We start from the raw sequence: 26,406 nt of genomic DNA on the forward strand, positions 1-26,406 counted from the left end.
ACCGACAGTCTATAAGTTAAATTTGAAGTTTTTAAGTTGATTTTTGAATCAATTAGATAATAGTACAATCACTCAGTTACTCAGCTTGGCTCTGAAAAGGGTGTAATATATAAACACTAGAAACCCAATGAATGTTAATACAACACCCGGCAAAGCACTATATTCATAGGGATAATTTTTACTGATAGGAATACCTCCTAAATAAGCGCCTAAAGCATTTCCTATGTTAAAAGCTACCTGTGCCATTGCAGAACCTAACATCTCTCCTCCTCTTGAGTTATGCAACAATAAAATTTGTTGAGGAGCTGATACGGCAAAAAGACAACCTGTACAAAGGAACATAAGTAGTAACGAAAGGATTTGAGATTTGCTGAAAAAAAAGAAAAATAATAAGGATAGCATTGCCAACCCTTGGGTAACTGTAGCTACCTTTTGCGGAGAATATTTATCCGATAATTTTCCACTCAACAGATTTCCAACTACCATTCCCAAACCTGCAAACATCATTACTCCTGTCATAGATTCTTCTGAAAAGCCAACCGAATGGGTCATAATTGGATTTATATAACTATACCAACAAAATATACCTCCATTTCCTACAATGGTTGTTACGACAATCAGCCACGGATTCAAGTTCTTCAAAAAATGAAATTGATCTTTAAATCTAGTATAGGGAAGCGGTTTCAATTCAGGAACAAATTTTTTAATGGATATGAAAATTATGATTCCTAATAAAGCTATAAGAAAGTATGTAATTTTCCACGAAAAATGATGGCTTATGAATGTACCCAAGGGAACCCCTAAGAGGTTAGCAATCGTCATTCCTGAAATCATTCCCGAAACGGCAGAAGTTCCTTTTCCCTTAGGTGCCAGTTTACTGGCAACAATGGAACCGACACCAAAATAAGCGCCATGTGGAAGACCTGAAATAAACCTGAACAATACATTCAATTCATAATACGAAATCAAAGAAAAAAATAAATTACCTAATATGAAGATTAAAATAAGAATTAACAATATTCTTTTTAAGGGAAGTTTACCGGATATTAAAACCAATAAGGGGGCTCCGATAGCTACCCCGAGAGCATATGCCGATATAAAATGCCCTGCTTTTGGTATGCTTATAGACATATCTCTTGCAATATCCGGAAGTATGCCCATCATGCCAAATTCAGACATTCCTAATCCTAAAGTACCTAAAGCTAACGCTATGGTAGATTTTTTCATATTTTTTAACTGCCTTTTTACTAAACAAAATTATAGGAAATTATTCCTTATTCCGCAGTTTCCGGCAAAAAAATATTTATCGTATATTTGATTAAATTATAATACAGGAATCATGAATATAACAGATATTTCAGGAACAACTACTCTTTCCAACGGTGTAAAAATGCCTTATTTGGGTTTAGGTGTGTATAAAGCTGACGGAGGACAAGAAGTAATTACTGCTATACATGATGCCTTAGATGCAGGATATCGTCATATTGATACGGCTGCTTATTATTATAATGAAGAAGGAGTTGGAAAAGCCATCCAATCTGCTTCAATTCCTCGTGAAGAAATTTTTGTAACTACCAAAATATGGTTCAGCAGACAAAGATATGAGGACACTTTTAAAGCATTTGATGAATCTATGGAAAAACTTGGTCTTGATTATCTTGATCTATATTTAATCCATTGGCCTCATCCGGATTTCTATTTAGAAGCATGGAAAGCAATGGAAGAATTATATAAGGCGGGTAGAATACGTGCAATAGGTTTATGTAATTCTTTGCAGCATCATATCCAAAAAATTATAGATTTGGGACAAACCGTTCCTATGGTTAATCAAATGGAATTCCACCCCAATTTAGTACAACAAGATTTATTGGATTTTTGCAAAAAAAATCAAATTCAATACGAAGCTTGGTCTCCTTTAAAAAGAGGGGCTTTGTTTAACGATCCTTTACTTATAGAATTAGCTCATAAGTATAATAAAAATGTAGCACAAATTATTATTCGATGGGATTTGCAAAAAGGGGTAGTTACTATTCCGAAAAGTACAAAAAAAGAAAGAATTATTTCCAATGCTGATGTTTTCGATTTTCATTTAAGTGATGAAGATGTAAAAAAAATAGATTCTTTAGATTCCAATGATCGAACCGGAGCTCATCCCGATCATTTTTTGGAATATTTTGCTAAAAAGGGAATCAAATAATCAAACTATCATATATCTCATTTAAAAAAAAAGATTCATTTAAACTCAAAAAAATATATCAATTTTTTTGGAGTTTAATTATACATATTGAAATATTTATTAATTCTTTTTTATAAATACTATTTCTTATAACCTTGAATTTGCTTTATAGACAAAAAGTATATACTTAATATAAGAGTAAACTTTCCTAAGTTAAAATTCAACTAATTACAGCTAAAAAATATTTACATAATATTGTAAAAATTTTTTAGACGTTATCGTAATTAAAAACCAATTCCTAAATGAAAATTGCATACTGTATAGGTAACATTCATAATTCCGGAGGAATAGAACGTGTGATTTCAATTAAGGCCAATTATTTGGTTGACAAAGACTATGAAGTTCATATTGTCGTTATATATCCATCTTCTCAAAAGCCTTTTTTCAACTTTGATTCCCGTATTAAATTTCATTATTTGAATTTGGATTTTGAAAAAGATAGGGGATTGAAAAAACATATTAATTTTAAAAAAAATAAAAAAATTTTTCTTCAAACAATCGGAAATCTTTTTCAGGAAATTAAGCCCGATATAGCTATTTCCACTTTTTGTAAGTACTCGAAATATATTTTTGAGTTAAATGATGGAAGTAAAAAAATTATTGAACGACATTTCGCTAAATACAAACGTGCGCAATATTATTCAAAATTGGATAATTATTTTCTAGGAAGAATCATAACGTATTTATACCGTAAAACAGATTATGATATTGGTAAGAATTTTGACCGATTTATAGTTTTAACGAATGAAGATAGAGAATCCTGGGGAAATAATCTTCCCAACCTTGAGGTAATTGAAAATCCACTTACTATATTACCTAAAACTCATGCATCTCTTGAAAATAAAATAGTAATTAGCTTAGGCCGATTAAACCAGCAAAAACAGTTTGATCATCATATTGAAATATGGAACACTATTGTTCAAAAACATCCGGATTGGAAATTGTTACTATATGGTAATGGTGAGAAAAAAAGAGAGCTTGAAGAAATGATTGATCGATTAAATTTAAATTCCAACATTGAATTACATCCGGCGACTTCAGATATAAGTTCAGTTTTGCTAAATAGTTCCATTTATGCTATGACTTCAAAATATGAAGGATTTCCATTGACATTAATTGAATCTATGGTTCATGGAGTCCCTCCTGTTTCCTATACCTGCAAATGCGGACCTAAAGAAATTATCCATGATGAAGTAGACGGATTATTAGTTCCTTTTAATGATAAAGAAATTTTTGCTCAAAAACTCTCCTACTTAATAGAAAATGAAACTATTAGAAAACAAATGGGAAAAGCGGCTTCTGAAAATATTCTGCGTTATTCACAGGATATAATCATGCAAAAATGGATGAATTTGTTTCAACGTTTAGTAGAAAGTTAAAGTCGGGCTGCAGACTTTATTTTTTTATTATAAAATTCTACTTTTGTTTTAAAATACTTTGATTTACGAACTTTCCCCGCATCTGTAATAATGAGGCAACTATAATCCGGATAGTGGTTAATGAGTTTGCGTCCGGCTTTTACTCCGAGTACCATTATTGAGGTACTGAATCCATTGGCCGTTTCTGCATTCGGACCTATCACACTGACACTTTTAATTCCTTTTACGGGATATCCCGTGCGAGGATCGATAATATGAGAATATTTTTTTCCTTCTAATTCGACATATTTTTCATAAGAACCGGATGTTGTGACGCATTCATCTTTAAGTGTAAAAAAACCTGTAATATCCGAAGGCTCAAAGGGATTAATTATTCCAATGTTCCAATATTCTCCATTAATTTTATGCCCCCAAACACTTATATCTCCTGAAGCATTGATTATCCCCGCTTTTACATTATTCTTCACCATTAGTTCTTTTGCTTTATCAGCTGCATATCCTTTTCCTATGGATCCAAATCCGATTTTCATTCCGGTGAGCTTTAAAAAGAGAGTTGAGTTTAAAGTATCTATAATGATATTTTTATAGCCTATTTTCTTTATGGATTCTTTGATTCGTTCCTCTGAGGGCATTTTTTTCATAGAACCGTCAAATTTCCAAATTTTATCCATAGCTGCAAAACTTATATCAAATGCTCCTTCTGTAATCTCTGAGATTTTAATAGCTCTTCGAGTAAGTTCCAATACTTCTCTATCTACTTTTACGGGCTGTATACCTGCATTTTGGTTAACCTTTGAAACTTGTGAATCAGGCTTCCAATCCGATATTAAATTTTCAATCCGTACTATTTCATCGATAGCCTTATCTATGTATTTTTCTGCTTGTAGGGAATCTTCTGCTAGTATTGAAAAGTCAAATTTACAACCCATTAATGTTGCTGTGCGGTTTCGTTGTACTTGCGAATTAATGTTTATGTAAGATAATACAAATAATGCTGCCAATAGTACATATTTCCCTCTCATATATTTACTATTTTTCTTGAAATTCATTAATAACAATCGGTTACAATTAGTCCTTTTCTTTTGTAATCATTACATTTTTTTAGGCTATCTACAAAAACAACCTCATCCAAGACTTTTTCAACCTCCAGTTGCATTTGCAAGGCTCCACAAATCATGATTACTCCTCCCTCTTCCAATAAATTAACAAAAAAATTTCTGTCATTTTGAATTAAATCCATCACATATTTATTTTCTGTATCTGATGAATACGAAAAATTATATTGTTCTAAATATCCTTTGTTTATTTGTTCTTTCAAAAAACAAATATATTGATCTACCATTTCACTTCGTTGTCTGAATCCGCAATACAAATAAGTTTTAACTTTGGTTAAATTTTGATCGATCATTCCTAAAAAGGGACCTATTCCTGTTCCATTGGCAATCATAACTACTTTATTTGCTTTTTCGGGAAAATGAAAAGAAGTGTTAGTTAAGATTTTCCCGTATATGGTATCTCCTTTTTTCCGATTTATTAAATATTCTGACGCCAAGCCGCTCGGATAATATTTTATTGATAACTGTATGTTATGATTGACTTTAGCTATGGAATAATATCTTTCCTTATTGTCTTTACAGGGATAAACAGCAAGGATATCTCCTGAAGTAAATTTTTGTTTACCGGGATGTATTTGTACTATAAAAGTTTCTTTAGAATCATTAGGTATGTAAACCTCCTCTATCTTCATTTTTATACGATTTTTGGGTTTACTTGTATAAAATTTGGCATCAGCATATAGTTTGATACCCGTTTTATTATTCCATTCTTTTATCCATGTTGTAAACTCATCTATTGATTGGTCGTTTACTGTGTGTAAATCTAATATCGATTCGCTCCATGCCTCTTTTTTGATTTGTTCGTCTACAGTTTTAGCAAACAAACAGTAATCTTCATAGGATTTTGATCCAAACCCAACTACACTGAACTTAACGTTTTGGTTTTGTGGATTTTCTTTTAGAAGTGTTTCGAATTTACGCGCATTTGAAGGAGCATCTCCCAGTCCATAGGTTGAAGTTAAAACTAGTATATATTCCGCTTTTGGATATATTTGGTACTTATTAAGCTCTGTTAAATAGGATCGATAATTTTGCGAAACCATTTGTTGATGAATTGAATGAGCCAAGTTGAACGTACTTCCATTTTCTGATCCTACCAATAGTATAATTTGGCTATCTTCAGGGAGGTATTTATTTTTAAAACTACGTTTTCCTCTTTTCAAAGTTATGGTAAATCCTGAAACTATAAAAAACAATATATATACACCGGCTATAAAAAGAATGACAGCCCAAACTACATGAGTTCTGCCGGTATGAAGGTCTAAACTTAGAGTTGCTAACTTTTTTGAAATCGGATGATTAACTTGAGAGACAACCTCACCTGTTAAAGGACTGACGGTTAATTCTTTATCTTTTAATTTTAAAATAAAATATTCGTCGGGATCATCGGAAAACGGAAATTCTATTTTACGAACTTCTGAAAGTTTAATTCGTGAAAAAAGAGGGATATCTTTATATAATAGTTTCTTTGTTGTAGTTTGATCTTGAGGGGAATGAAAAATAATTTTCTCACCTTCTTTGGAAAAAAAATGAAACCTTTCTAAACATAGATAACTTCCGGTTAATGAAATTATACCAATAGGTATAAGCAGTACACGTCCAAACAAAGTATGGTAATATTGAGAAAAAGATGCTTTTTTTATTTTTGAAAAAAAGTTGCTGAATTTTTTCTGTCTTTTTATTATAAGTATGCTTCCTGAAGTTGCTATTAAAAAAAGTAAAAATGAATTGATACCCACAAGTATACGTCCGGTTTCATGCATAAACAGGGATCTATGTAATGAGGTAACCCACAAGATAAAAGAATTGTTTTTTTGAGGTTTTCCTATGATAGTTCCCGTTTTAGGGTTTATGTATCCTACTACCTCCTCCCCATTCGTATCGGTACCTTGTAATTTTACAAACGATTTTTCATTAATTTCCAATTCAGAAATTTCCTGAACAGTAGATTGTAATGCTGAAAGAGTCTGCGCAATACTAATACGATTTAAATCATGAATGCAATATGGTGACGTATTTTCTTCAATTGTATAAAAAGCAAGTATGGATCCCGTTATGGAAGCCATACTCAAAAATATGAAAGAAACTAATGCTAAAGTTAAGTGAGCATATCTCCAAATGGAAAGCGTCATTGAATTATTGAATCTTACTTAGTCTCACATAATTTATATATCCCGTTCCGGATATTTTACCCGTAAAGGCTTGAGAATTTAAAGGGATTTCCAGATCTTTTACATAATAATTTTGATCTTCAACAGCGGTTTCAAATCGGAGTTTATATCCCTTATCAATTTTAGAATCTTCAATTTCCAACGTGGTTATGCTACGGTCTCCGCCGGTTACGGATGCTCCGGTTTTAGCATCTATAGTTTTCTTTTTTGAATTGTATTTATGCCATTCTTTTAAGGTATTATACCATCTTTTATCTTCTCCCATTATATATAATGTCTTTTCATATTGACCTTGCGGAGAAATTAATGATACTACTATGTAGGCACCTTCTCCTATATAATTATTCATTTGAAGTAGACATTTATATTTATGAGTCTGTGCAAGGCCCATAAAAGGCAACAACATTAGAAGTAAACTGTAAGCTGCTATTTTAATATTCATCTTCATAATAGATTATTTTAAGAAATCAACGGATACTTTATTTTGAGTTAAGATTTTGTTTTCTTTTGCTAAATCATAGGCTGTTTCTCCAAACTCTGTTTTTAGGTCTTTTTTTGCACCTAAAGATAGCAGATATTTCAAAATAGTATCGTCTTTAGCAATCATTGCAGCTCTTTGTAAAGGAGTTATCCCCTCGTTATTAGCTGTATTAACGTCTACTTTTAATCCTGAAATTTTTTTAATCAAATTGATATCATTTTTACCGACTGCTAAATGATAGAGGATATTGCCATCTTCTTGTTTTGCATTAAAATCTACTCCTTTATCTTTTAGTAATTCTAAATTTGCATCAAAATCTTTATTTCTAGGATGATAAGATTGGATAAGATAATAAACCAAACTGTTTCCTTTGTTATCTTTCTGATTTATATTAGCTCCATTAGCAAGTAACAAAGCAATCATTTCCGGTGTACTAGATTTTACTGCTAACATTAGAGCACTTTCTCCCTTATTGTTAACTTCATTGATATTTTTAACTAAAGGTAAAAATACTTGTGTATTTTTAATATCTTTTCCTGAAGCACTTTTTATAAATGCTGTATTTCCTTCTTTATCTTTTTTTTGTGGATCAACCTTTTTAGAAATAAAATAGTTGATAATTTCTGCCTGATCAGGTTTTGTTGCGACTATATGAAGTACGGTTTGTTGATTGTCATTGACAACTAAAGGATTTAATTTTATATCCTCTACCAAATATTTAAAAACATCTAAGGTATTGGCTGTTCTCCGTGTAGCTTCTGCTGCCAGTAAAAGAGCATTGTTGGTGCTTTTTACCCCTCTTGTTTTCAATTTTTTTAATAATTCTATATCGCCTTTTCTGGCCGCATAATCAAATGCTGTGCTTCCTTTATCATCTGTATCCGATAAAGAAAGACCTTTGGATTGTAAATAATCGGTAAGGTGAAGATCAGAATCATAGGGAATAGCTAAAAGCAAAATGGTTGCCCCGTTTTTATATTTTTGCTTAGGATTTAATCCGGCATCAAAAAACAAGCGATAGATTTCAACATCGGTTTGTCCTGCATTTGCTGCAAATACTAAAGGAGTGAGCCCGTGGGAATCTTCTAAATTGATATTGCTCTTTTTATCGATTAAAAATTTTATTAATTCTGTGTTTCCTTTTAAAGCTGCCCAATGTAAATAAATTCTGTTATCATGAGTTAATTTATTTATGTCATTTCCTTTCTGTTTTAACAGGTATTTAATGGTTTCTAAAGGGGCTTCATTTAGTATGGCAACTGTAACAGCGTCAAATTTGTTATCATTAAACTCATTCGGACTGTTACCTTTTTTAATTTCTGTTTCAACTGCTTGTAAATCGGGTTTATTTTTCCAAAAGTTATTATCTAACAAGGTATTATTTATTTGAGCATTCATCCAAATGGATGCCATGCAAAGGAGAGTTACGAAACTTCTTTTCATTTTTTTTATATTTTAAATGAGAGCACTATAATAGTAATTTTTTTTCAATAATACTTATATAGACTAAATAAAAACAAAATAGTTTAAAGCAGTTGAATAATTCAACTGCTTTTATTAAAAAATTATCTGAGTAAAATTAATTAATTTTTCAAGAAAGTGACCGCTCTAATATGCTCCTTATCATTGGAAAGTTCAAATCCTTTATTGGCTGTTGCCGTTACCGGATCTATGGCATATATGGCTGAATTTCCGCTAACCGGATTTAATGGTAAATATATTTTACCTTTATGTGCTAACGGCCATCCGTTACTTGACACTTGGGTATAGTCCGGAATTCCTTCTACCCATTTAAAAGATTTAGAGTCCATTTTAACGACTGCAAAACGTGTTGCTTTGGAACCGTTTCCGGAACTTGTTGTTTCATTGTAAAATTCAAGTAAATAGTAATCTTTAGTAATCGGAAAAACTTTTCTGAATTTATATCCTCCTGAAGCAGTTTCAATATCAAAATAATAATTTGAATCGAATGTTTGAGAACCTTTATTAATTTTTAAAGCACCGGCTTTTTTAGCAGTGGTATTCCCGGATCCGGCACCTGAAAATACGTATACGTTTCCTGATCCATCCGGCCAAATTTGAGAATATACAGCACCTTTCCATTGGCCTCCTGAAAAGCTTAGACGCGAATCGTTAATGACTAATTTAATAGTCATATTATAATCCATCAAGGCAACATAAACATTATCTGAATTTGTATATTTAAATGCAGCAGCTATTTCGTTATTTCCTCTGTCTGCAATTCCTGTAATGGTGGGCTTCTTATCTTCTATCATATGTGAAGAAAGGTCGATCGGTTTATCTATCATTGATATATTATCTCCATTTCTTTCATACAGAAAGCTGTTGTCTTTATTGGATATGGCATAAATATATTTTCCAAAATTTCCTGTAACTGAAAATCTACCAATAATTATCGGACTTCCTTGTAATTCTTTCATTTTATCATCTGTGTCATATTTAAATGCTCTGCATCCTGATTTTCCTTGCCCTAAATCTGATCCGTTGGGATAAATAAATCCAACCAATGTGCTTGCATTGTTTACTACGATCTGTGTAAAAGAACTGGTTGTTTTCACTGAATTAGAATTTCCTGAAATACTATCTTTACCGCTATCTAAATGATTGACAGTCAAAAAATAAGTTCCTGTACCTAATTTTCCACTCCCGGGAGCAGCCGCTATTACAAACTTATCTGCTTTAGTGGGTAGGGGTTGTGTGGCTATCGTATTATCATCATCGCTACTACATGATATAGTCATGCATCCGGCCAAAAAGCTTACTAATACTTTTTGGATAAAATTTGTTTTTTTCATACTATATTTTATTTAAGAGTTTATTGAAATTTATTGTTTTTTTAACAGGGATAATCCCGTAATGCCATCTGCTTCAACCACTAATCCTGCTTTAGCTGAAGTAGTTTTAGGATCGATCACGTATACGGTAGGTTGTTCATTAGAAGTGGTAACCGGAAGATATATTTTACCGTCATAACTTAATGGCCATCCCGTTGCCGTAATTTGTTCTTTAGATGGGAAACCATCTCTTAGCCAATTAAAATTTTTGGTGCTCATTTTTAGAATTGCATATTGAGAGGCAGGGCTTATAATGTTATAGTTCAATTCGTTATAAAATTCTAACAGAAAATAGTCTTCCGTTATATGAAATACTTTACGAAATCGATAGCCACCTGAGGCTTGTTCAATATTAAAATAGTAATCTTTATCGAAGGCAGTACTTCCTTTTTTTATACATAACGCACCCGCTGGTTTTGTGGTAGCGCTTTCGTATGAACCTGAAAATACATAGGTATTTCCGTTATCATCTTTTCCTATTTGAGAATACATGGCAGATCGCCATCTTCCTGCAGAGTAACTAATTCTATCATCCGAATAAATTCGTTTAACATTTAAATTTGCGTCTAAAGCTAACACATGCACTTTATCGGGATCATTGGGACTAACGGCTGAGGTAAGAAATTCTCCATTTTCGGTATCAACAATTCCGCTAATCGTTGGATTATAACCGTTTCCAACTATATTATCGGTATGTAATGTTTTTTGGGTTATAGACATATTTGTTCCTTCTTGTTCTATAAAACTGAAGATGGCTCCTGTCGTTCCGTCTGCTAAAGCCTGTGATCCTCGTGCAGAAATCATATAATTTCCGAAATTTCCAACGGTATTATAACTGTTTACTTGAAATCCCATGTCCTGATCTCCCTTTAATTTTTGAATTTTGCCGTTTGGAGCCAAAATGAAGCAATATCCAACGTATGCACCTCCTTGTCCGTATACCAGCCCTACTAATGATTTATAGTGGTTATTTATAAAATGTGTAAATACTCTTCCAACTTCCACGCCATTTCCCGATAGCGAGGTTCTGCCTATATCCAGATTATCGGAAGTTAACATATAGCTGGAACTGCCCATAGTTGCAGCTATAACAAATTTTTGTGTAGCAGAATCTGTTCCCGGATTTTCTGATAGGTTATCATTGTCATCGCTTCCGCATCCCACTATGAAAACTGATAGTGCTGCTATTAAAAGGAATTTTCTTTTAAATGATCTATTTCTCATATTATTGATTTATTTACTTTTTATGTGATTTTGAAAATGAATATCTTAGCTTGATATAATAAGCCCTACCGGGCTTTTGTAAACTGTAGTTGTCATAAAGAAATTCATTGGTGATATTTTTAAGTTCCAATGAAACACTTAATGAACTTTCGTAGAGAGTGTAATTTATAATTAGATCATGTGATAGTTGTCGGGGTAAAGTGTATTTCGATTTTTTATTTCCCAAACTTTCCCAATTAAGATAAAATTTTTCAATAAAGTTGAATGTATAACCAATACTTAAATTATTTTTTCTTTTTACCCGATCGTTAATAAAATATGCTGCATCAATTGCGCCGAAAAAATAAGGAACATTAGGTATTCTGTCATTAAAGGTAATATCTTTCCTGTTTCCACTGACGGAAGAATATCGCTCTTTATTCCTTAAATTTTGGTAGGTTACATTTCCTCCTAACGAAAATTTATTTCTGTAATAGAATTTTATTTCAGCATCTATTCCAATATTTTTTACTTTTCCGTGGTTGACATAAGTTGCTATACCATAATGTTGTTCAATAATTCTTCGGATATAATCTTTAGTATCTCTTATATAACCACTGACATCAAAGTAGATAACATTATTATTTTTAAATTGTTTATTTAAAAGGATTCCTAAATTGTAATTCATGGAATTTTCAGCTTTTAAAACTGAATTTCCCAATTCTAATACTTCATCCCCAAAGAGTTCATTATCTGTGGGCAGACGGTATGCCTTTTCTAATGATCCCTTAAACTGAAAATCTTTCAAAAAATAAGTGACGGCTAAGCCATACCCGTTGGTGTTAAATTTTTCCGTGTTTTCAATATATTTTGTACTATTGGTTATGGTAGAAATATTTTTAGGACCTTTCACTTTTTGATAGTAATATTTACCAAAAACATTCGCATTCCATATATTTTTATAATTAAAACTATAAGAACCTCCTAAAATATTTTTCAAATTGGTTCTTCTCATAGTATCGCGCACGGAACCGATTTCCACTATAGAAACCCGATCAGATTTCTTTCTTTTGTAGCCGGAAAGAACATCATTTATAGCAAAGGAATGCATATCATTCCATCGATAAGTTAAATTTGCTGTTGAGGAATAGTTATCATTATAAAATTTTGAAAGAGAATAAATGCCTTCACCTCTAGTTTTTTTGGGTACATAGTCTCCTAACCAATTGTATTGTCTGGCTGCAGTGTCCGTATTTTTATTATAATTTCTATTATAATTTGCCGTGAGTTTAAGATTTAATTTATTGATCAAAAAATTATTTTTCCCATAAACTAAAGAAGGCATAACAGTTGTACCCATTCGTTTTTTCATTCCGTAAACAATTTCCATTAAATTGGCATTTTGTATGTCGGAAAATTCTTGTCCTAATGTAATCCCTATTAGAAATTTATCTGCCCATCGTTTCTTAATAAAACCTAATTTTAAAATACCTGTTTCATTGTGGTATTTTCCATGAAATCTTTTGACCCAAAATTTTTCGGATGAAAAGACATTTGTTTTCAAATCCAATATAGAAGTCTTTACTTTGTAATTATTATCTGAATAATTTTGAAAAGCATTGAGTTGAATCGTAAATCCTGATTTTGAGGTATGCCCCATGTTTAAATCGGTTCGGTAGGTATTGAAGGAACCGGAAGAATACGATAAATCCATATAGGTTTTAGTACTTTGAGCCGTCACAATGTTGATCACTCCACCTATTGCATCAGTGCCAAATTCAATAGGCACCACTCCTTTATATATCTCGATTCGATCCGCTATATTTACCGGAATATTGTTTAATTGAAAAGCAGAACCGAAACCCTGCATAGGAACACCATCCATGAATATTTTAACATGTTTTCCCGTAAAACCATTTAAAGAAATTGACATATCCGAACCTACTCCTCCGGCTTCTCTTACTTTTACTCCGGGTGCTTTCTCAAGCATATGAGCTAAATCTAATGAGCTATTATAAAATGATTTAGCATCTAAAACTGTTACATTATACGGGGTTTCTTTTGTTTTTTGTATGGCTGATTTTCCGATAATTACAACGTTATCAATATCGGTATAGGTGATAGGTTTAAGTTTAATGGATATATTTTTCTTTTCTCCTTTTTTTAAATAAACAGGAATACGTTGGGTTTCAAATTTAGGATTTGAAAACGTTAACCCATATTTTCCCTCAGGAAGCATTATCTTATAATATCCTTTTTGATCGGTTTTAGTTATATAATCTATATTGTCTACCTGAACAGAACAATTTTCCAACACTTGGGTATTAGAGGTAACTATTCCTTCTACAACTGCCATTTGAGAGTATAAACAGGTTGAAAATGAGCATATAATTAGAATATTGATAATTACTTTCATGGAGCAGTAAGTTTAAGACCTCAATAATTTTTTATTTCTTATTTTTGTTTAGACTAAATAAATATTATTTACGAAAGTATAATTTTAGAACCATATAATAATATCATATTTGGTATAAAAAATAATATAAACAGTATCATGAATATTTATTCGGAAATAAATCAAGATCTTTTACTGACTATTGAATTGGAAGACAGATTAAATATTAATTCACCTATAATTACTAAGAAAAACCATTTTAAAAAACATTTTGCCAGTGGTATTCAAAAAAGTATATATACCGGAGGTTTATGTATTCTTATTCAAAAATTTTCTGTAGTGCATAATTTTATTCAAACATTAAATATTGAAAAGGACTACATACAAGTATCATTATTATTACAAGGAAAAGCAACTATTGAATCTTCTAAAAATAAAACCATTCATGGTATTAAGCCCGGTATTTTACAAATGACTTATCAAAATAAAAATAATATAAAAATTAAGATAGATCCTTATGAAAAGACATTTTATTCTATTAGTATTTTCATATCTAAACCTTTTATTTTTTCAATCTTAAAAAATGAAAAATGGTTTTTGGATAGTATTTTTTGTAAAGATATTCAACGGAATATTCATTCTGATTTCAACGAAATAGTTTTACCGATAGATTTCAATATGCTTACCGTTATAAATGAATTAATTGAAATTAAAGAAACGGGAGTATTCGGTCACAGTTATTATCAAATTAAGTTAAAAGAATTATTTTTAAAAATCTTTATAAAATTATCAACCAACAAGAAAGAAATAAAGTCTATAAAAGAGGAAGATTTCAAAAAAATTGAACTAGCTAATGCCTATTTAACTACCCATTACGAAGAACCGCCTACAATTAACCAGCTTTCTAAAATTATTCATTTAAATGAACTAAAATTAAAAACGGGATTTAAACAGGCTTATAGTTGCACCATTCATTATTATATTATACAATTACGCATGAAAAAGGCACTTCAAATGTTGAATAACCATTACCCAATAAATGAAATTGCATTGGCAACAGGTTATAAAAGCACTTCTCATTTTATAACCTCCTTCAAAAAAATGTTTGGAAAAACACCTAAACAATATATATTAGATGAGTCACTTTAAACTTTAAATAAATCGATCGTTTCTTATTTGAAAAGCTTTTTCATTCTTTTTCCATCTTATTAATTCTTTAAATGATTTTTATTCATCAGATATTTATTAATGTCTGAACGTATATTTAACTGAGCTTTTCTATTCCTTATTAGATATTTATTTTTTTACACTAAATTTGCCATTTAAAGTTTACATTGATATGTTACAGGTTGCATATATTAAAGATAATAAAGAAAAGGTCTTAGCCGGATTAAAAAAAAGAAATTTCGGCAAATTAGAACTTATCGATGAAATTATTTCACTGGATGAATCCAGAAAAAAGATTCAATTTGATTTGGATTCCCAGCTTTCGGAAATGAATAAAATTTCGAAAGATATTGGAATTTTAATGAAAGAAGGTAAAAAAGATGAAGCCGAAAATGCTAAATCACAAACTCTTTCTTTAAAAGAATCCACTAAAAAGTTGCAACAAAGTTTATCTGAAACAGAGGAAAAGTTAAAATTAACTTTATATGAAGTACCCAATATTCCAAACGATTTAGTTCCTGTAGGAACAAATGAAGAGGATAATCTTGAGGTTTTTAAGCATACTGCAAATGAAAATATCATAAGTAATGCTTTACCTCATTGGGAACTTACTAAAAAATACGATTTAATAGATTTTGAATTAGGAGTAAAAATAACCGGTGCCGGTTTTCCCGTTTATAAAGGAAAAGGAGCTCGATTGCAACGCTCTTTGGTTCAATATTTTTTAGATAAAAATGCTGAAGCCGGTTATATGGAAATTGTTCCACCATTTGTAGTAAATGAAGCTTCCGGATATGGCACGGGACAACTTCCTGACAAAGAAGGTCAAATGTATTATATTAATGAAGACAAATTATATTTGATTCCTACCTCAGAAGTTCCGGTAACCAATATGTACAGGGATGTATTGCTAAACGAAAATCAACTACCAATAAAATTAACAGCTTATTCTCCTTGTTTTAGAAGAGAAGCCGGTTCTTATGGTAAAGATGTTAGAGGGCTTAACAGATTACATCAATTTGAAAAAGTTGAAATCGTTCGAATCGAAAGACCAGAAAATTCTTATGAGGCATTGGATGAAATGTTTGAACATGTAAAATCTTTATTAGAGTCACTACAACTTACTTACCGAATACTACGACTATGTGGCGGGGATTTAGGCTTTACCTCAGCAATTACTTATGATTTTGAAGTTTGGTCGGCTGCTCAAGAAAGATGGTTGGAAGTTAGCTCAGTATCAAATTTTGAAACCTTTCAAGCAAACCGATTAAAATTACGATATAAATCAGAAGGAAAAAATCAGCTTTGCCATACACTTAATGGTTCATCTCTTGCATTACCTAGAGTTTTAGCAGCTTTACTTGAAAATCACCAATCGGAAGAAGGAATTAAAATACCGAAGGTATTAGTTCCTTATACCGGTTACGACTTAATTAATTAAATATTTTTTCCATGACAATTTCTGAAATACAACAAGGACTTATAAATGAATTTAATTTATTTGACTCTTGGGAACAACGGTATGAATATGTTATTGAATTAGGTAAATCTCTGCCCGAAATACCTGAAAAAGACAAAACTCAAGATAAATTAATCAAAGGATGTCAGTCTCAGGTTTGGCTAACTACTCGTTCGGAAAATGGTAAATTATTTTTTGAAGCAGATTCTGACGCAATTTTACCGAGAGGAATAGCTGCCATGTTAGTACGCATCTATTCAGGACAACCCATTGAAGACATTTTAAAATCGGATGAAAATTTTATTGAAGAAATAGGTCTTCAAGAATTTTTAACTCCTACTCGAGCTAATGGGTTATTGGCAATGATTAAACAAATTAAATACTACGCAATTGCTTACTCTGCAAAAAAATAATTAGTAAAAAAAGTGAGTAAGATCAAAGAAAAAATTTTAGTCTTTCGTTTTTCTGCAATGGGAGATGTCGCAATGACTGTACCCGTTATAAGAGAATTTATCGAGCAAAATAAAGACGTTGAGTTGCTGATAGTTACCCGCCATTTTTTTGCTCCCTTTTTTCAATCAATTCCTAATATAACCTTTATAGGAGTAGATATCGAAAACTATAATGGAATTTTAGGTTTAAAAAAACTTGCCGACGAATTAAAGGTTTACGAACCTACTATGGTAGCTGATTTACATAATGTCTTAAGAACCAAAATTTTAAAATTATTTTTATCTAAACATGTAAAAAAAATTGCTACCCTTGATAAAAATCGTAAAGAAAAAAAATTATTAACTCGAAGAAAAAATAAAAAACTTTATCCACTTCGCCCTGTATCCGAATATTACGCAGATGTTTTCAGAAGATTGGGATTTGATTTACAATTATCTCATAAATTATCATCAAACCCTATAAAGAAGAAAAACTCCATAGGCGTTGCACCTTTTGCAAATTACAAGGAAAAAATGCTACCTTTAGATAAAATGAAAGATATTTGCATACATCTTGCAAAAGATGATTATCAAATATATTTATTTGGAGGCGGAAAGGAAGAAACTGAGATTCTTGATTCTTGGCAGAAAATGCATCCAAATATTCATTCTTTATCAGGGCAAATTACCTTAAAGGAACAAATGAATTTAATTAGCCAATTGCCTTTAATGATAACTATGGATTCTGCCAATATGCACATATCATCTTTAGTGGGAACCAAAGTTATTTCCATTTGGGGAGCTACTCACCCTTTTGCCGGTTTTTTAGGTTATGGTCAACAATTAAATGATGTGATACAAATAAATGATCTTCCTTGCCGACCTTGCTCGATTTTTGGAAATAAACCTTGTTATAGAAATGATTGGGCATGTACAAGAAATTTGGAATGTTCCTATATCCTAAATAAAATAAAAAGTCAAACTATTTTATAATTAGTAATTTTTTTACTGTTTATACACCTAGAAGTTATTTCATAATAACAACAACTCTAATAACTTAGATTAACAACTTACAGTATATCAAATATTGATAATGTTCGAGAAATTAACATATTAACAATATAAAATATTGCCAAAACCTATAGTCAATTTATTTTATATAAAATTATTTCTTAATTTTTATACAAATTTTCTTTTCTTTTTAAACATAAAAGAATTTGATTGTTCAAAAAATTTGTACTTTTGCCGTAATAATTTTAAGTACAATGAAGGAAGTTCAATTTAGACAAGCAATTTGTGAAGCTATGAGCGAAGAAATGAGAAGAGATCCTTCCATTTATCTGATTGGCGAAGAAGTTGCTAATTATAATGGAGCTTATAAAGCTTCCAAAGGAATGGTAGACGAATTCGGTGCCAAAAGAGTCATTGATTCCCCTATTGCAGAAAGTGGTTTTACCGGAATTAGTGTTGGCGCAGCCATGAATGGATGCCGTCCTATTGTAGAATTTATGACATTTAATTTTTCCTTGGTTGCAATCGACCAAATCATAAATAATGCAGCTAAAATTTATCAAATGACCGGTGGTCAATGGAATGTACCAATCGTATTTCGTGGTCCAACCGCTTCAGCCGGACAATTAGGAGCTACTCACTCTCAGGCGTTTGAAAGTTGGTTTGCGAATTGTCCCGGATTAAAGGTTATCGTACCTTCTAATCCTTATGATGCCAAAGGATTATTGAAATCCGCTATTAGAGATAATGACCCTGTTATTTTCATGGAATCTGAGCAAATGTATGGCGACAAAATGGAGATTCCTGAAGATGAATATCTTATCCCTATAGGTGTTGCAGACATCAAGAAACCAGGATCCGATGTTACTATTGTCTCTTTTGGTAAAATAATGAAAGTTGCTTTACAAGCTGCTGCTGAACTTGAAAAAGAAGGCATTAATGCAGAAGTTATAGATTTAAGAACTGTTCGACCTTTAGATTATGACACTGTTATTAATTCCGTTAAGAAAACCAATCGTTTGGTATTATTAATTGAAGAATGGCCTTTTGCATCTGTTGCTAGTGAAATTGCTTATATGGTACAACAAAAAGCTTTTGATTATTTGGATGCACCTATAAAAAGAATTACAACTGCTGATACTTCAGCCCCTTATTCTTCTTCTTTATTTTCTAAATGGTATCCGAATGTGAACCAAGTAATAACCGCAGTTAAAAATACTTTATATAAAAAGTAATCGTAGTTATTTTCTTTAATAATATAAACTAAAAAATATTTTTCGGGTTTCAATTTTAATTAATAAATTAATTTTGAAACCTGAATTTTAAATTAATATCAGCTTTATTAAAGCTTATGGAACAAAAATGTACTTTTTGCGGAAGAAAAAAATCTGAAGTTCAACTATTAATTGCCGGACTTCACGGACATATATGCAATGATTGTATTGAACAAGCACATAACATTGTTATACAGGAAGAAAATTTTAAAGACGACAGCAATTTTGAATTGCAAGTAAGAAAACCTAAAGAAATAAAAGAATTTTTAGATCAATACGTAATAGGTCAAGAAAACGCAAAAAAAACGTTATCTGTTTCCGTTTACAATCATTATAAAAGGTTAGCACATTCTTTAGACGTTGACAGGGAGGTTGAAATTGAAAAATCCAACATATTGATGGTTGGTGAAACAGGAACCGGAAAAACTCTAATTGCCAAATCAATTGCTAAACTTTTGGATGTTCCTTTTACTATAGTTGATGCAACTGTTTTAACAGAAGCCGGATACGTGGGTGAAGATGTTGAAAGTATATTAAGTCGATTATTACAAGCTGCTGATTATAACGTTGAAAAGGCTGAACAAGGTATAGTCTTTATAGATGAAATAGATAAAATTAGTCGAAAAAGCGATAATCCAAGTATAACCCGCGACGTTTCCGGGGAAGGAGTGCAACAAGCTTTATTAAAACTTTTAGAAGGAAGTATTATTAATGTTCCTCCTCAAGGAGGCAGAAAACATCCCGATCAAAAATACATTCAAGTAAATACACAAAATATTTTATTTATTGCAGGGGGGGCTTTTTCAGGTATTGATAAAATTATTTCTAACAGGTTAAATAAAAACACGATAGGTTTTAGCAAAACGGATGAAAAAACACTTGAAGTAGAACACATTTTATCTCAGGTAAATGCTACCGATTTAAAAACGTTTGGACTTATTCCCGAACTATTAGGAAGATTCCCTGTAATAACTAATTTAGAGCCATTGGATGATGAGGCTATGTTACAAATTCTTACTAAACCTAAAAATGCAATAATTAAACAATATCAGGCTCTATTTAAATTAGATGGAATCAACCTTTCAATTACCGATGACGTATTAAAAGAAATTGTAAAAGAAACCAGAATTTTAGGTTTAGGGGCAAGAGGGTTGCGAAGCATCTCTGAAAACCTATTTTCTAAAATTAGTTATGATATTGACAATTATAACGGAGATTTACTTATAGATATGGATAAATTTGTTGCGTTAACGAAACACAAATCAATAAAATAAAAAAAAAAGACTTGCGAATAATATTTTTATTTATATTTGCACTACTAGTATATATTATATTTAATAAATAAATTTAACTAATAAATGCTTAATAAATGAAAATGAAATTTATACCCTTGCTTTTTGTATTGGGTTGTATTGCAAGCAATTCACAAATAACCACAACGAGTGGTGCAAAGTTCTTTGTGAGTCCAGGAACGAAATTATTTAGTACTGGAGATATAACCATAGATAATAGTTCGGATGTATTTACTAATAAAGGTGATATAAAAATATCTGAAGGTACTCTTAAAAATAATGCCCTTCCAGACAAATTTGTTCTCACTTACATAGACGAGCAACATTACGGTCAATTAATTATTGCAAGTAATAAAAGTGCTTCTGGTAAAATAACTATTCAAAAACAAATTTTTGATGATGGGTCTGGTCAAATACTCTTTGGTACTCCATTTGTTAATTATACATATGATCAATTCTATCAAAATATTACAAACTCTACTTCAACATCCGGTATACCCGATCTTATTTGTTACAGAGCTGATGTAAACAATAATTGTAGAAACAGTAAAAATTGGGCTAAACACCCTGTATTTAAATGGAGAGAGGAATATTTTAGATTTGATCCTTTTCAAAAAGGTGAAAATTTTGTTCCCGGAAATTATTATGCATTTAAAAAAGCAAAATTTGATAAGGGATCAAATTTTAATAATCCTTTATCATTTACTGGAATTCCTTATGTGGCAGGAACCAAACCAGCTGATGGAAATATAGCTTCAACTTCTGATTTGTCTGTACATGTTAGCAATAGAGTTGCAAGTGGTCGTAAAATTGGAAATAATAGAGAAAATGAATATGGTATTTACTATTGGACATATTTATCTGACCCTTTCGTTACAAATATAACTTTTGATAATAATACTAATGACCAAATTCTAGATAATGCATATTATGCTGATAGAATGTTGCACTTAGTTAATCCTTATACATCTAATATAAATCTTGATGTATTAGTTAAAAATAATTCACAATATATTATAGGTCTTGGCAGTGAAGGTCCTATAACAAATGTAGTTGACGATGGAATAACTAGATATAAACAGAAAATGCAATTGCGTACTTATAAAAATGGAAGTCCGGTGGGTGGTGATTCTATTACAATTATTCCTCCGATGACTAACTTTTTTATAAAGACCAATACAGATGATGTAAACATTAATCTATATAATTCTGACATTCAAACGTTTAGTCAATCAAAATACGAATATAATAAGGGAGACATTAAAGAATATAGTATAAAACCAGTAAATACAGATAAATATCAATTAAATCTTGAACTATTTTCTGGAAAAACCTTTTATGGTAATACATTTATTGCTGCGGGTGCTGACTTAATAACTGGAAATACTAATCAATGGGAGGCCAAAAATAGTGATAATATTATTTATGAAACTAATATTTATACTATACCAGAATCTCCTAATGGAGGAAAACAAGCTGGATATGAGGATACCAAGTTATACATTAATGTTATAAATACAGATAACGCTTCTAGGATCGCTGTGCCAGTAGGAATAAATGTTCTTAAAGAAGACAGAGGTAAACAATTTACATTTAAATCTGACCTTAGGTTGAATATGAATGCATTAAAAAAAGGTCAAACAAATTTTGATAATCCTAATGCGAGATTTTATTTTCACGATAAAGATTTGAATGTTATTAAAGAAATTGATTCTAATTTTTCATATTCTGTAACAATTAATGAATCAACTAATGACAGATTTGAAATATTTTGGAAAGAACCTGGCACTTTAGGAAATGAAGACATTAATACTTTAAATAGTTTAACAACAATTTATAAGACCGGAAACGAATATAAAATTCACTTTGACCAAAATTGGAGTAAAGCAGAAGTTAATATATTTAACGTTTTAGGTCAGTTAATTTCGACAGAAAAAAATATTAATACCCAAAATGATTATTTACTACCTATTCATACTACATCCTCATCTTTGTACGTTATAGTTGTAACTAATTCGATTACTGGCGAAAAAATAACTAAAAAAATAGTTAAATAATAAAGTACATTAATATGAAAAAATTATTTTCCATAATATTTATAGTCATCATATATAATTTTACTTATGCCTATAATTTATTACAAGTTGTAGTTGAAACTAATGAGGTTCCACCTGTACCTGAAGGAGAAGTCCAAGCATATATAGGTATTGGTGAACCACACACAACTACTCCAATAAATTTTATAGTACCATTTTTATTAATAAGTGCTATACTTTTAATATTTTATATTTTTAAAAAGAAAAGAATTAAATCTATATAAAGATTTTAATTTCATAAATTAGCCTTGTTAAATAAATAACAAGGCTTTTTTTATGAAAAAAATTTCAATTACATTCTTATTAGTTCTATTAAACTTAATAGCTCAAGCCCAATTCACTTTTAAAGGTACTATTGCCAATTATCCTAATAAAAGAATATTAGTAAAAATAGATAGAGCATTTGATGATATTTTAATAGGAAATATAACTACAAATTCAAATGGATCTTTTTCAATTCCTGTTAAAGATAACTATTCCGGTATAATTGAAATTTCATTACTGGATGCCAAAAAGAATTACATTTTCATTTCTAATAATACCGATATAGACTTTAGCGCATCAATTACTGCAAATGATGAATTTATTATAAATATACCAGGTAATCAAATTAATGACCGTTATCAAAATTATCTAAATTATGATATTAAAAAAAATTCAATTCTTCCTCAATTACAAAATATGAATTTTTATTATAATTCTAAAGATGATTTTTATTTACCCTTAAAAAATGAAATTCAAAGAATATCTGAAATGAATGAACCTGATATTTCTGAATTCCCATTTTTATCCTATTATTTAAAAACTTCAGATCTAATTAAAAACACTGAAATAGGAAACGGCGATGCTATTTCAAATAAAAATTTAATTTTAGATCATTTTAAAAATGCCGGACAAGAATTTGAAACTTCCGGTGTAGGTAAATCGCTTTTATATAATTATTTTAAACTGTCTGCAATGGGAGCCTCTTCTCAAAAAGATTGGGAAAATAAAATTGATAAAGCTATAGAAGTTTTATTGGATGAAGTTGGTGAAGATACAAGCAGGGGACAAGAGATATTATCCGCAACTATTAATTTTCTAAATGGATATGGTTTAGTAAATCTTACTGATAAATATATGAAAAGAGCAGAATCACTAACATGCGAAATAAGTGCGGAACTTAAAAAAACAATTCAAGACAATAATTCTATAAAGGAAGGAAAAATAATTCCAAACATAAAATTTACGCATAAATTAAACGATAAGTATACGTATTTATATGACATTAAAACTAAATATAAATTAATTATGGTATGGGCTTCTTGGTGTAGTCATTGCCAACAAGAAATGCCATATGTTAAACAGTTTTACGAAAATTTTAAAAAATCGGGTGGTGAAATTATAGCCCTTTCTGTTGATTACAATAAAGAGGATTGGCAAAATGCCATAAAAGAAACTTCATGGTTAAACGATTCAGATTTAATATACTGGGATAGTAAATTTGTAAAAGAACTAAATATAACCGGTACCCCTACACTAATTTTAGTAGATCAAAAAAATAAAATTTTAAAAATTACTTCTAAAATATCTGATATCAATAATTTAATTAAATAAGATACCCAAATATATACTTTTACATAAGAAGGGAAATATTCCCTTCTTATGTGTTTTCTTTAAATAGTAAATTTCAATTAATTTATATCTCTATTGCTAGTTATAGTAAGATCAGTTTCTTAATTTTGTAATATGAGTGCATTATATCTTCAATCTTCTATTGAATATGTTAAAGGTATAGGAACTGAAAAAGCGAACTTATTAAAAAAACAGCTTAATATACACTCATGTGAGGATTTACTTAATTATTTTCCTTTTAGATATGTGGATAAAAGTAAAATTTATAAAGTAAATCAACTAGGCTCTTCTTCAGCAGAAATTCAATTAAGAGGTAAAATAATATCTTTAAAAGAAACTACTTTTAACAAGAAAAGCAGATTAACCGCTATATTTGAAGATAGTACCGGAAAATTAGAACTTATATGGTTCAATGTAACGAATTGGTTAGTAAAAAGCATTCCCTTACATGAAGAAGTTTTAATATTTGGTAAAGTAAATGCTTTTAATGGAAAATTAACCCTTGCGCATCCGGAAATTGAAAAAATGAATGATGCAAAACTAGCTCCTATAGTTTTAGAACCAATTTATTCAAACTCGGAAAAATTACAAAAAAGAGGGGTCAATCAACGTTTTTTTAAAAAATCAATTAGGGAAATTTTAGTCGCTATTGATGATCAAATAGAGGAAAACTTATCGCAAGAAATTTTAGTAAATTATAAGTTAATTTCTCGTAAAAATGCTTATCAACAAATTCATTTTCCAAATTCTTACGTTGAATTACAACAGGCCGAATACAGGTTGAAATTTGAAGAAATGTTTTTTTTTCAACTTGGTTTTGGACTACAAAAAATTCATAGACAACGTATAAATTTAGGAAATCCTTTTTCTATTGTCGGACATCATTTTAATGAATTTTATAATTTTCATCTTCCGTTCCAATTAACAAATGCTCAAAAAAAAGTAATTAAAGAAATTCGTAAAGACCTTAGCCGAAATATTCAAATGAATAGGTTATTGCAAGGTGATGTAGGCAGTGGAAAGACGATGGTCGCTCTCTTATGCATGCTTTTAGCTATTGATAATGGATTTCAAGCTTGTATGATTGCTCCCACCGAAATTTTAGCCGTTCAACATTATAAAAGCATTTGTGAATTGGTTGATGAAATGAATATTTCTGTACAGTTATTAACGGGATCAACTTCGACCTCGGAAAGAAAACTAATTCATCAAGAATTACTGTCGGGAAAAATAAATATATTGGTGGGTACACATGCTTTACTTGAAGAAAAAGTACAATTTAAAAATTTAGGTTTAGCTATAATTGATGAACAACATCGGTTTGGGGTTGAACAACGCTCTCGATTATGGGGAAAAAATTCGATACCTCCTCATATATTAGTGATGACAGCTACTCCTATACCGAGAACATTGGCCATGAGTTATTATAGTGATTTGGATGTATCTATAATTGATGAATTACCAAGTGGCAGAAAAGAAATTAAAACCTATCATAGAACAGATTCAAACAGGCTATCCGTTTTTGGTTTTCTGAAAAATGAAATTAAAAAAGGCAGACAAGTATATATTGTATATCCCCTTATAGAAGAAAGTGAAACTCTTGATTATAAAGATCTTATGGATGGATATGAAAGTATAGTCAGAGATTTCCCAATGCCTGATTATCAAATAAGCATCGTACACGGGAAAATGAAACCTGCGGATAAAGAATATGAAATGCAACGATTTATCAATAATCAGACGCAAATTATGATTGCCACTACTGTTATTGAGGTGGGCGTAAATGTTCCGAATGCAAGTGTCATGGTTATTGAAAGTGCAGAGAAATTCGGATTATCTCAGTTGCATCAATTGAGAGGAAGAGTGGGTAGAGGTGCTGAACAATCATATTGTATTTTGATGACCAAATCAGAGCTATCGAATGATGCTCATAAAAGGATTAAAACAATGTGTGAAACAAACGACGGATTTAGAATATCTGAAGTGGATTTGGAATTAAGAGGACCCGGTAATATTTTAGGAACTCAGCAAAGCGGTACCATTGATTTTAAAAAAACAGATTTGATTCATGATAAGGTAATAGTATCATTATCTAAATCATGTGTAGATCATTTATTACAAGATGATCCTGATCTTACAAAGGAAAAAAATCAAGCTATAAGAAAATTCTTTTTAAGATATCATAAGAATAAAATCAAATGGTCAAAAATTAGTTAATACTAAAGGG

General features: G+C 30.6%; 20 protein-coding genes. 12 read left to right on the forward strand and 8 right to left on the reverse strand.

Annotated elements, in window-relative coordinates; all coding sequences use genetic code 11:
- Positions 1-72 precede the first annotated feature (72 nt).
- Complete coding sequence (gene araJ / locus GFV01_RS01305; RefSeq protein WP_160564250.1) at positions 73-1,227, reverse strand: MFS transporter AraJ; 1,155 nt, start codon at positions 1,225-1,227, stop codon at positions 73-75.
- Positions 1,228-1,339: 112 nt separating this feature from the next.
- On the opposite strand from araJ, the gene GFV01_RS01310 reads away from it, so the two are divergent.
- On the forward strand, positions 1,340-2,197 hold the full coding sequence (locus GFV01_RS01310; protein WP_160557098.1) for an aldo/keto reductase: 858 nt from the start codon (positions 1,340-1,342) through the stop codon (positions 2,195-2,197).
- A gap of 281 nt (positions 2,198-2,478) precedes the next feature.
- A complete protein-coding gene (locus GFV01_RS01315; protein WP_160564252.1) occupies positions 2,479-3,615 on the forward strand; it encodes a glycosyltransferase family 4 protein in 1,137 nt (378 codons plus the stop codon).
- On the opposite strand, the gene GFV01_RS01320 is transcribed toward GFV01_RS01315, so the two are convergent.
- The 7 genes from GFV01_RS01320 to GFV01_RS01350 form a co-directional block, all read right to left on the reverse strand.
- Positions 3,612-4,637 carry an FAD:protein FMN transferase gene (locus GFV01_RS01320; protein ID WP_255448929.1) on the reverse strand — a complete coding sequence of 342 codons (1,026 nt, stop codon included), beginning with the start codon at positions 4,635-4,637 and terminating at the stop codon, positions 3,612-3,614. The genes GFV01_RS01315 and GFV01_RS01320 overlap by 4 nt on opposite strands.
- Positions 4,638-4,663: 26 nt before the next feature.
- A complete protein-coding gene (locus GFV01_RS01325) occupies positions 4,664-6,862 on the reverse strand; it encodes a PepSY domain-containing protein (RefSeq protein ID WP_160564256.1) in 2,199 nt (732 codons plus the stop codon).
- A gap of 4 nt (positions 6,863-6,866) precedes the next feature.
- Positions 6,867-7,349, reverse strand: a complete 483-nt coding sequence (locus GFV01_RS01330; RefSeq protein WP_160564258.1) for a DUF2271 domain-containing protein — start codon at positions 7,347-7,349, stop codon at positions 6,867-6,869.
- 6 nt (positions 7,350-7,355) lie between these two features.
- On the reverse strand, positions 7,356-8,825 hold the full coding sequence (locus GFV01_RS01335; protein ID WP_160564260.1) for an ankyrin repeat domain-containing protein: 1,470 nt from the start codon (positions 8,823-8,825) through the stop codon (positions 7,356-7,358).
- 140 nt (positions 8,826-8,965) lie between these two features.
- Positions 8,966-10,198, reverse strand: a complete 1,233-nt coding sequence (locus GFV01_RS01340; protein ID WP_160564262.1) for a DUF4374 domain-containing protein — start codon at positions 10,196-10,198, stop codon at positions 8,966-8,968.
- A gap of 30 nt (positions 10,199-10,228) precedes the next feature.
- The gene (locus tag GFV01_RS01345) at positions 10,229-11,461 is read right to left on the reverse strand and encodes a DUF4374 domain-containing protein (protein WP_160564264.1); all 1,233 of its coding nucleotides are present in this window, start codon (positions 11,459-11,461) and stop codon (positions 10,229-10,231) included.
- 13 nt (positions 11,462-11,474) lie between these two features.
- A complete protein-coding gene (locus tag GFV01_RS01350) occupies positions 11,475-13,856 on the reverse strand; it encodes a TonB-dependent receptor plug domain-containing protein (RefSeq protein WP_160564266.1) in 2,382 nt (793 codons plus the stop codon).
- 138 nt (positions 13,857-13,994) lie between these two features.
- Between GFV01_RS01350 and GFV01_RS01355 the strand changes: the two genes are divergently transcribed.
- From GFV01_RS01355 to recG, 10 genes are all read left to right on the forward strand, one after another.
- Positions 13,995-14,984 (forward strand): helix-turn-helix transcriptional regulator, encoded by a 990-nt coding sequence (locus GFV01_RS01355; RefSeq protein ID WP_160564268.1) that lies wholly within the window; start codon positions 13,995-13,997, stop codon positions 14,982-14,984.
- A gap of 190 nt (positions 14,985-15,174) precedes the next feature.
- Positions 15,175-16,443: a serine--tRNA ligase gene (serS, locus tag GFV01_RS01360; RefSeq protein ID WP_160564270.1), complete on the forward strand. Its 1,269-nt coding sequence runs from the start codon at positions 15,175-15,177 to the stop codon at positions 16,441-16,443.
- Positions 16,444-16,454: 11 nt separating this feature from the next.
- On the forward strand, positions 16,455-16,874 hold the full coding sequence (locus GFV01_RS01365) for a SufE family protein (RefSeq protein WP_160564272.1): 420 nt from the start codon (positions 16,455-16,457) through the stop codon (positions 16,872-16,874).
- Positions 16,875-16,886: 12 nt separating this feature from the next.
- The gene (locus GFV01_RS01370) at positions 16,887-17,885 is read left to right on the forward strand and encodes a glycosyltransferase family 9 protein (RefSeq protein ID WP_370513718.1); all 999 of its coding nucleotides are present in this window, start codon (positions 16,887-16,889) and stop codon (positions 17,883-17,885) included.
- Between the two features lie 272 nt (positions 17,886-18,157).
- Entirely contained in the window at positions 18,158-19,138 is a 981-nt protein-coding gene (locus GFV01_RS01375; protein WP_160541881.1) for a pyruvate dehydrogenase complex E1 component subunit beta, read from the forward strand.
- A 116-nt stretch (positions 19,139-19,254) separates the two neighbouring features.
- The gene (gene clpX / locus GFV01_RS01380) at positions 19,255-20,451 is read left to right on the forward strand and encodes an ATP-dependent Clp protease ATP-binding subunit ClpX (RefSeq protein WP_160564274.1); all 1,197 of its coding nucleotides are present in this window, start codon (positions 19,255-19,257) and stop codon (positions 20,449-20,451) included.
- 101 nt (positions 20,452-20,552) lie between these two features.
- Positions 20,553-22,526: a T9SS type A sorting domain-containing protein gene (locus tag GFV01_RS01385; protein ID WP_160564276.1), complete on the forward strand. Its 1,974-nt coding sequence runs from the start codon at positions 20,553-20,555 to the stop codon at positions 22,524-22,526.
- Positions 22,527-22,540: 14 nt separating this feature from the next.
- Complete coding sequence (locus GFV01_RS01390) at positions 22,541-22,789, forward strand: hypothetical protein (RefSeq protein ID WP_160557084.1); 249 nt, start codon at positions 22,541-22,543, stop codon at positions 22,787-22,789.
- 52 nt (positions 22,790-22,841) lie between these two features.
- Positions 22,842-24,161 (forward strand): TlpA disulfide reductase family protein, encoded by a 1,320-nt coding sequence (locus GFV01_RS01395; protein WP_160564278.1) that lies wholly within the window; start codon positions 22,842-22,844, stop codon positions 24,159-24,161.
- 132 nt (positions 24,162-24,293) lie between these two features.
- The gene (gene recG / locus GFV01_RS01400; protein WP_160564280.1) at positions 24,294-26,396 is read left to right on the forward strand and encodes an ATP-dependent DNA helicase RecG; all 2,103 of its coding nucleotides are present in this window, start codon (positions 24,294-24,296) and stop codon (positions 26,394-26,396) included.
- The last annotated feature ends 10 nt before the right edge of the window (positions 26,397-26,406 follow it).

Source organism: Apibacter sp. B2912, assembly GCF_009827835.1.
In the GTDB taxonomy this organism is placed as follows: Bacteria; Bacteroidota; Bacteroidia; order Flavobacteriales; family Weeksellaceae; genus Apibacter.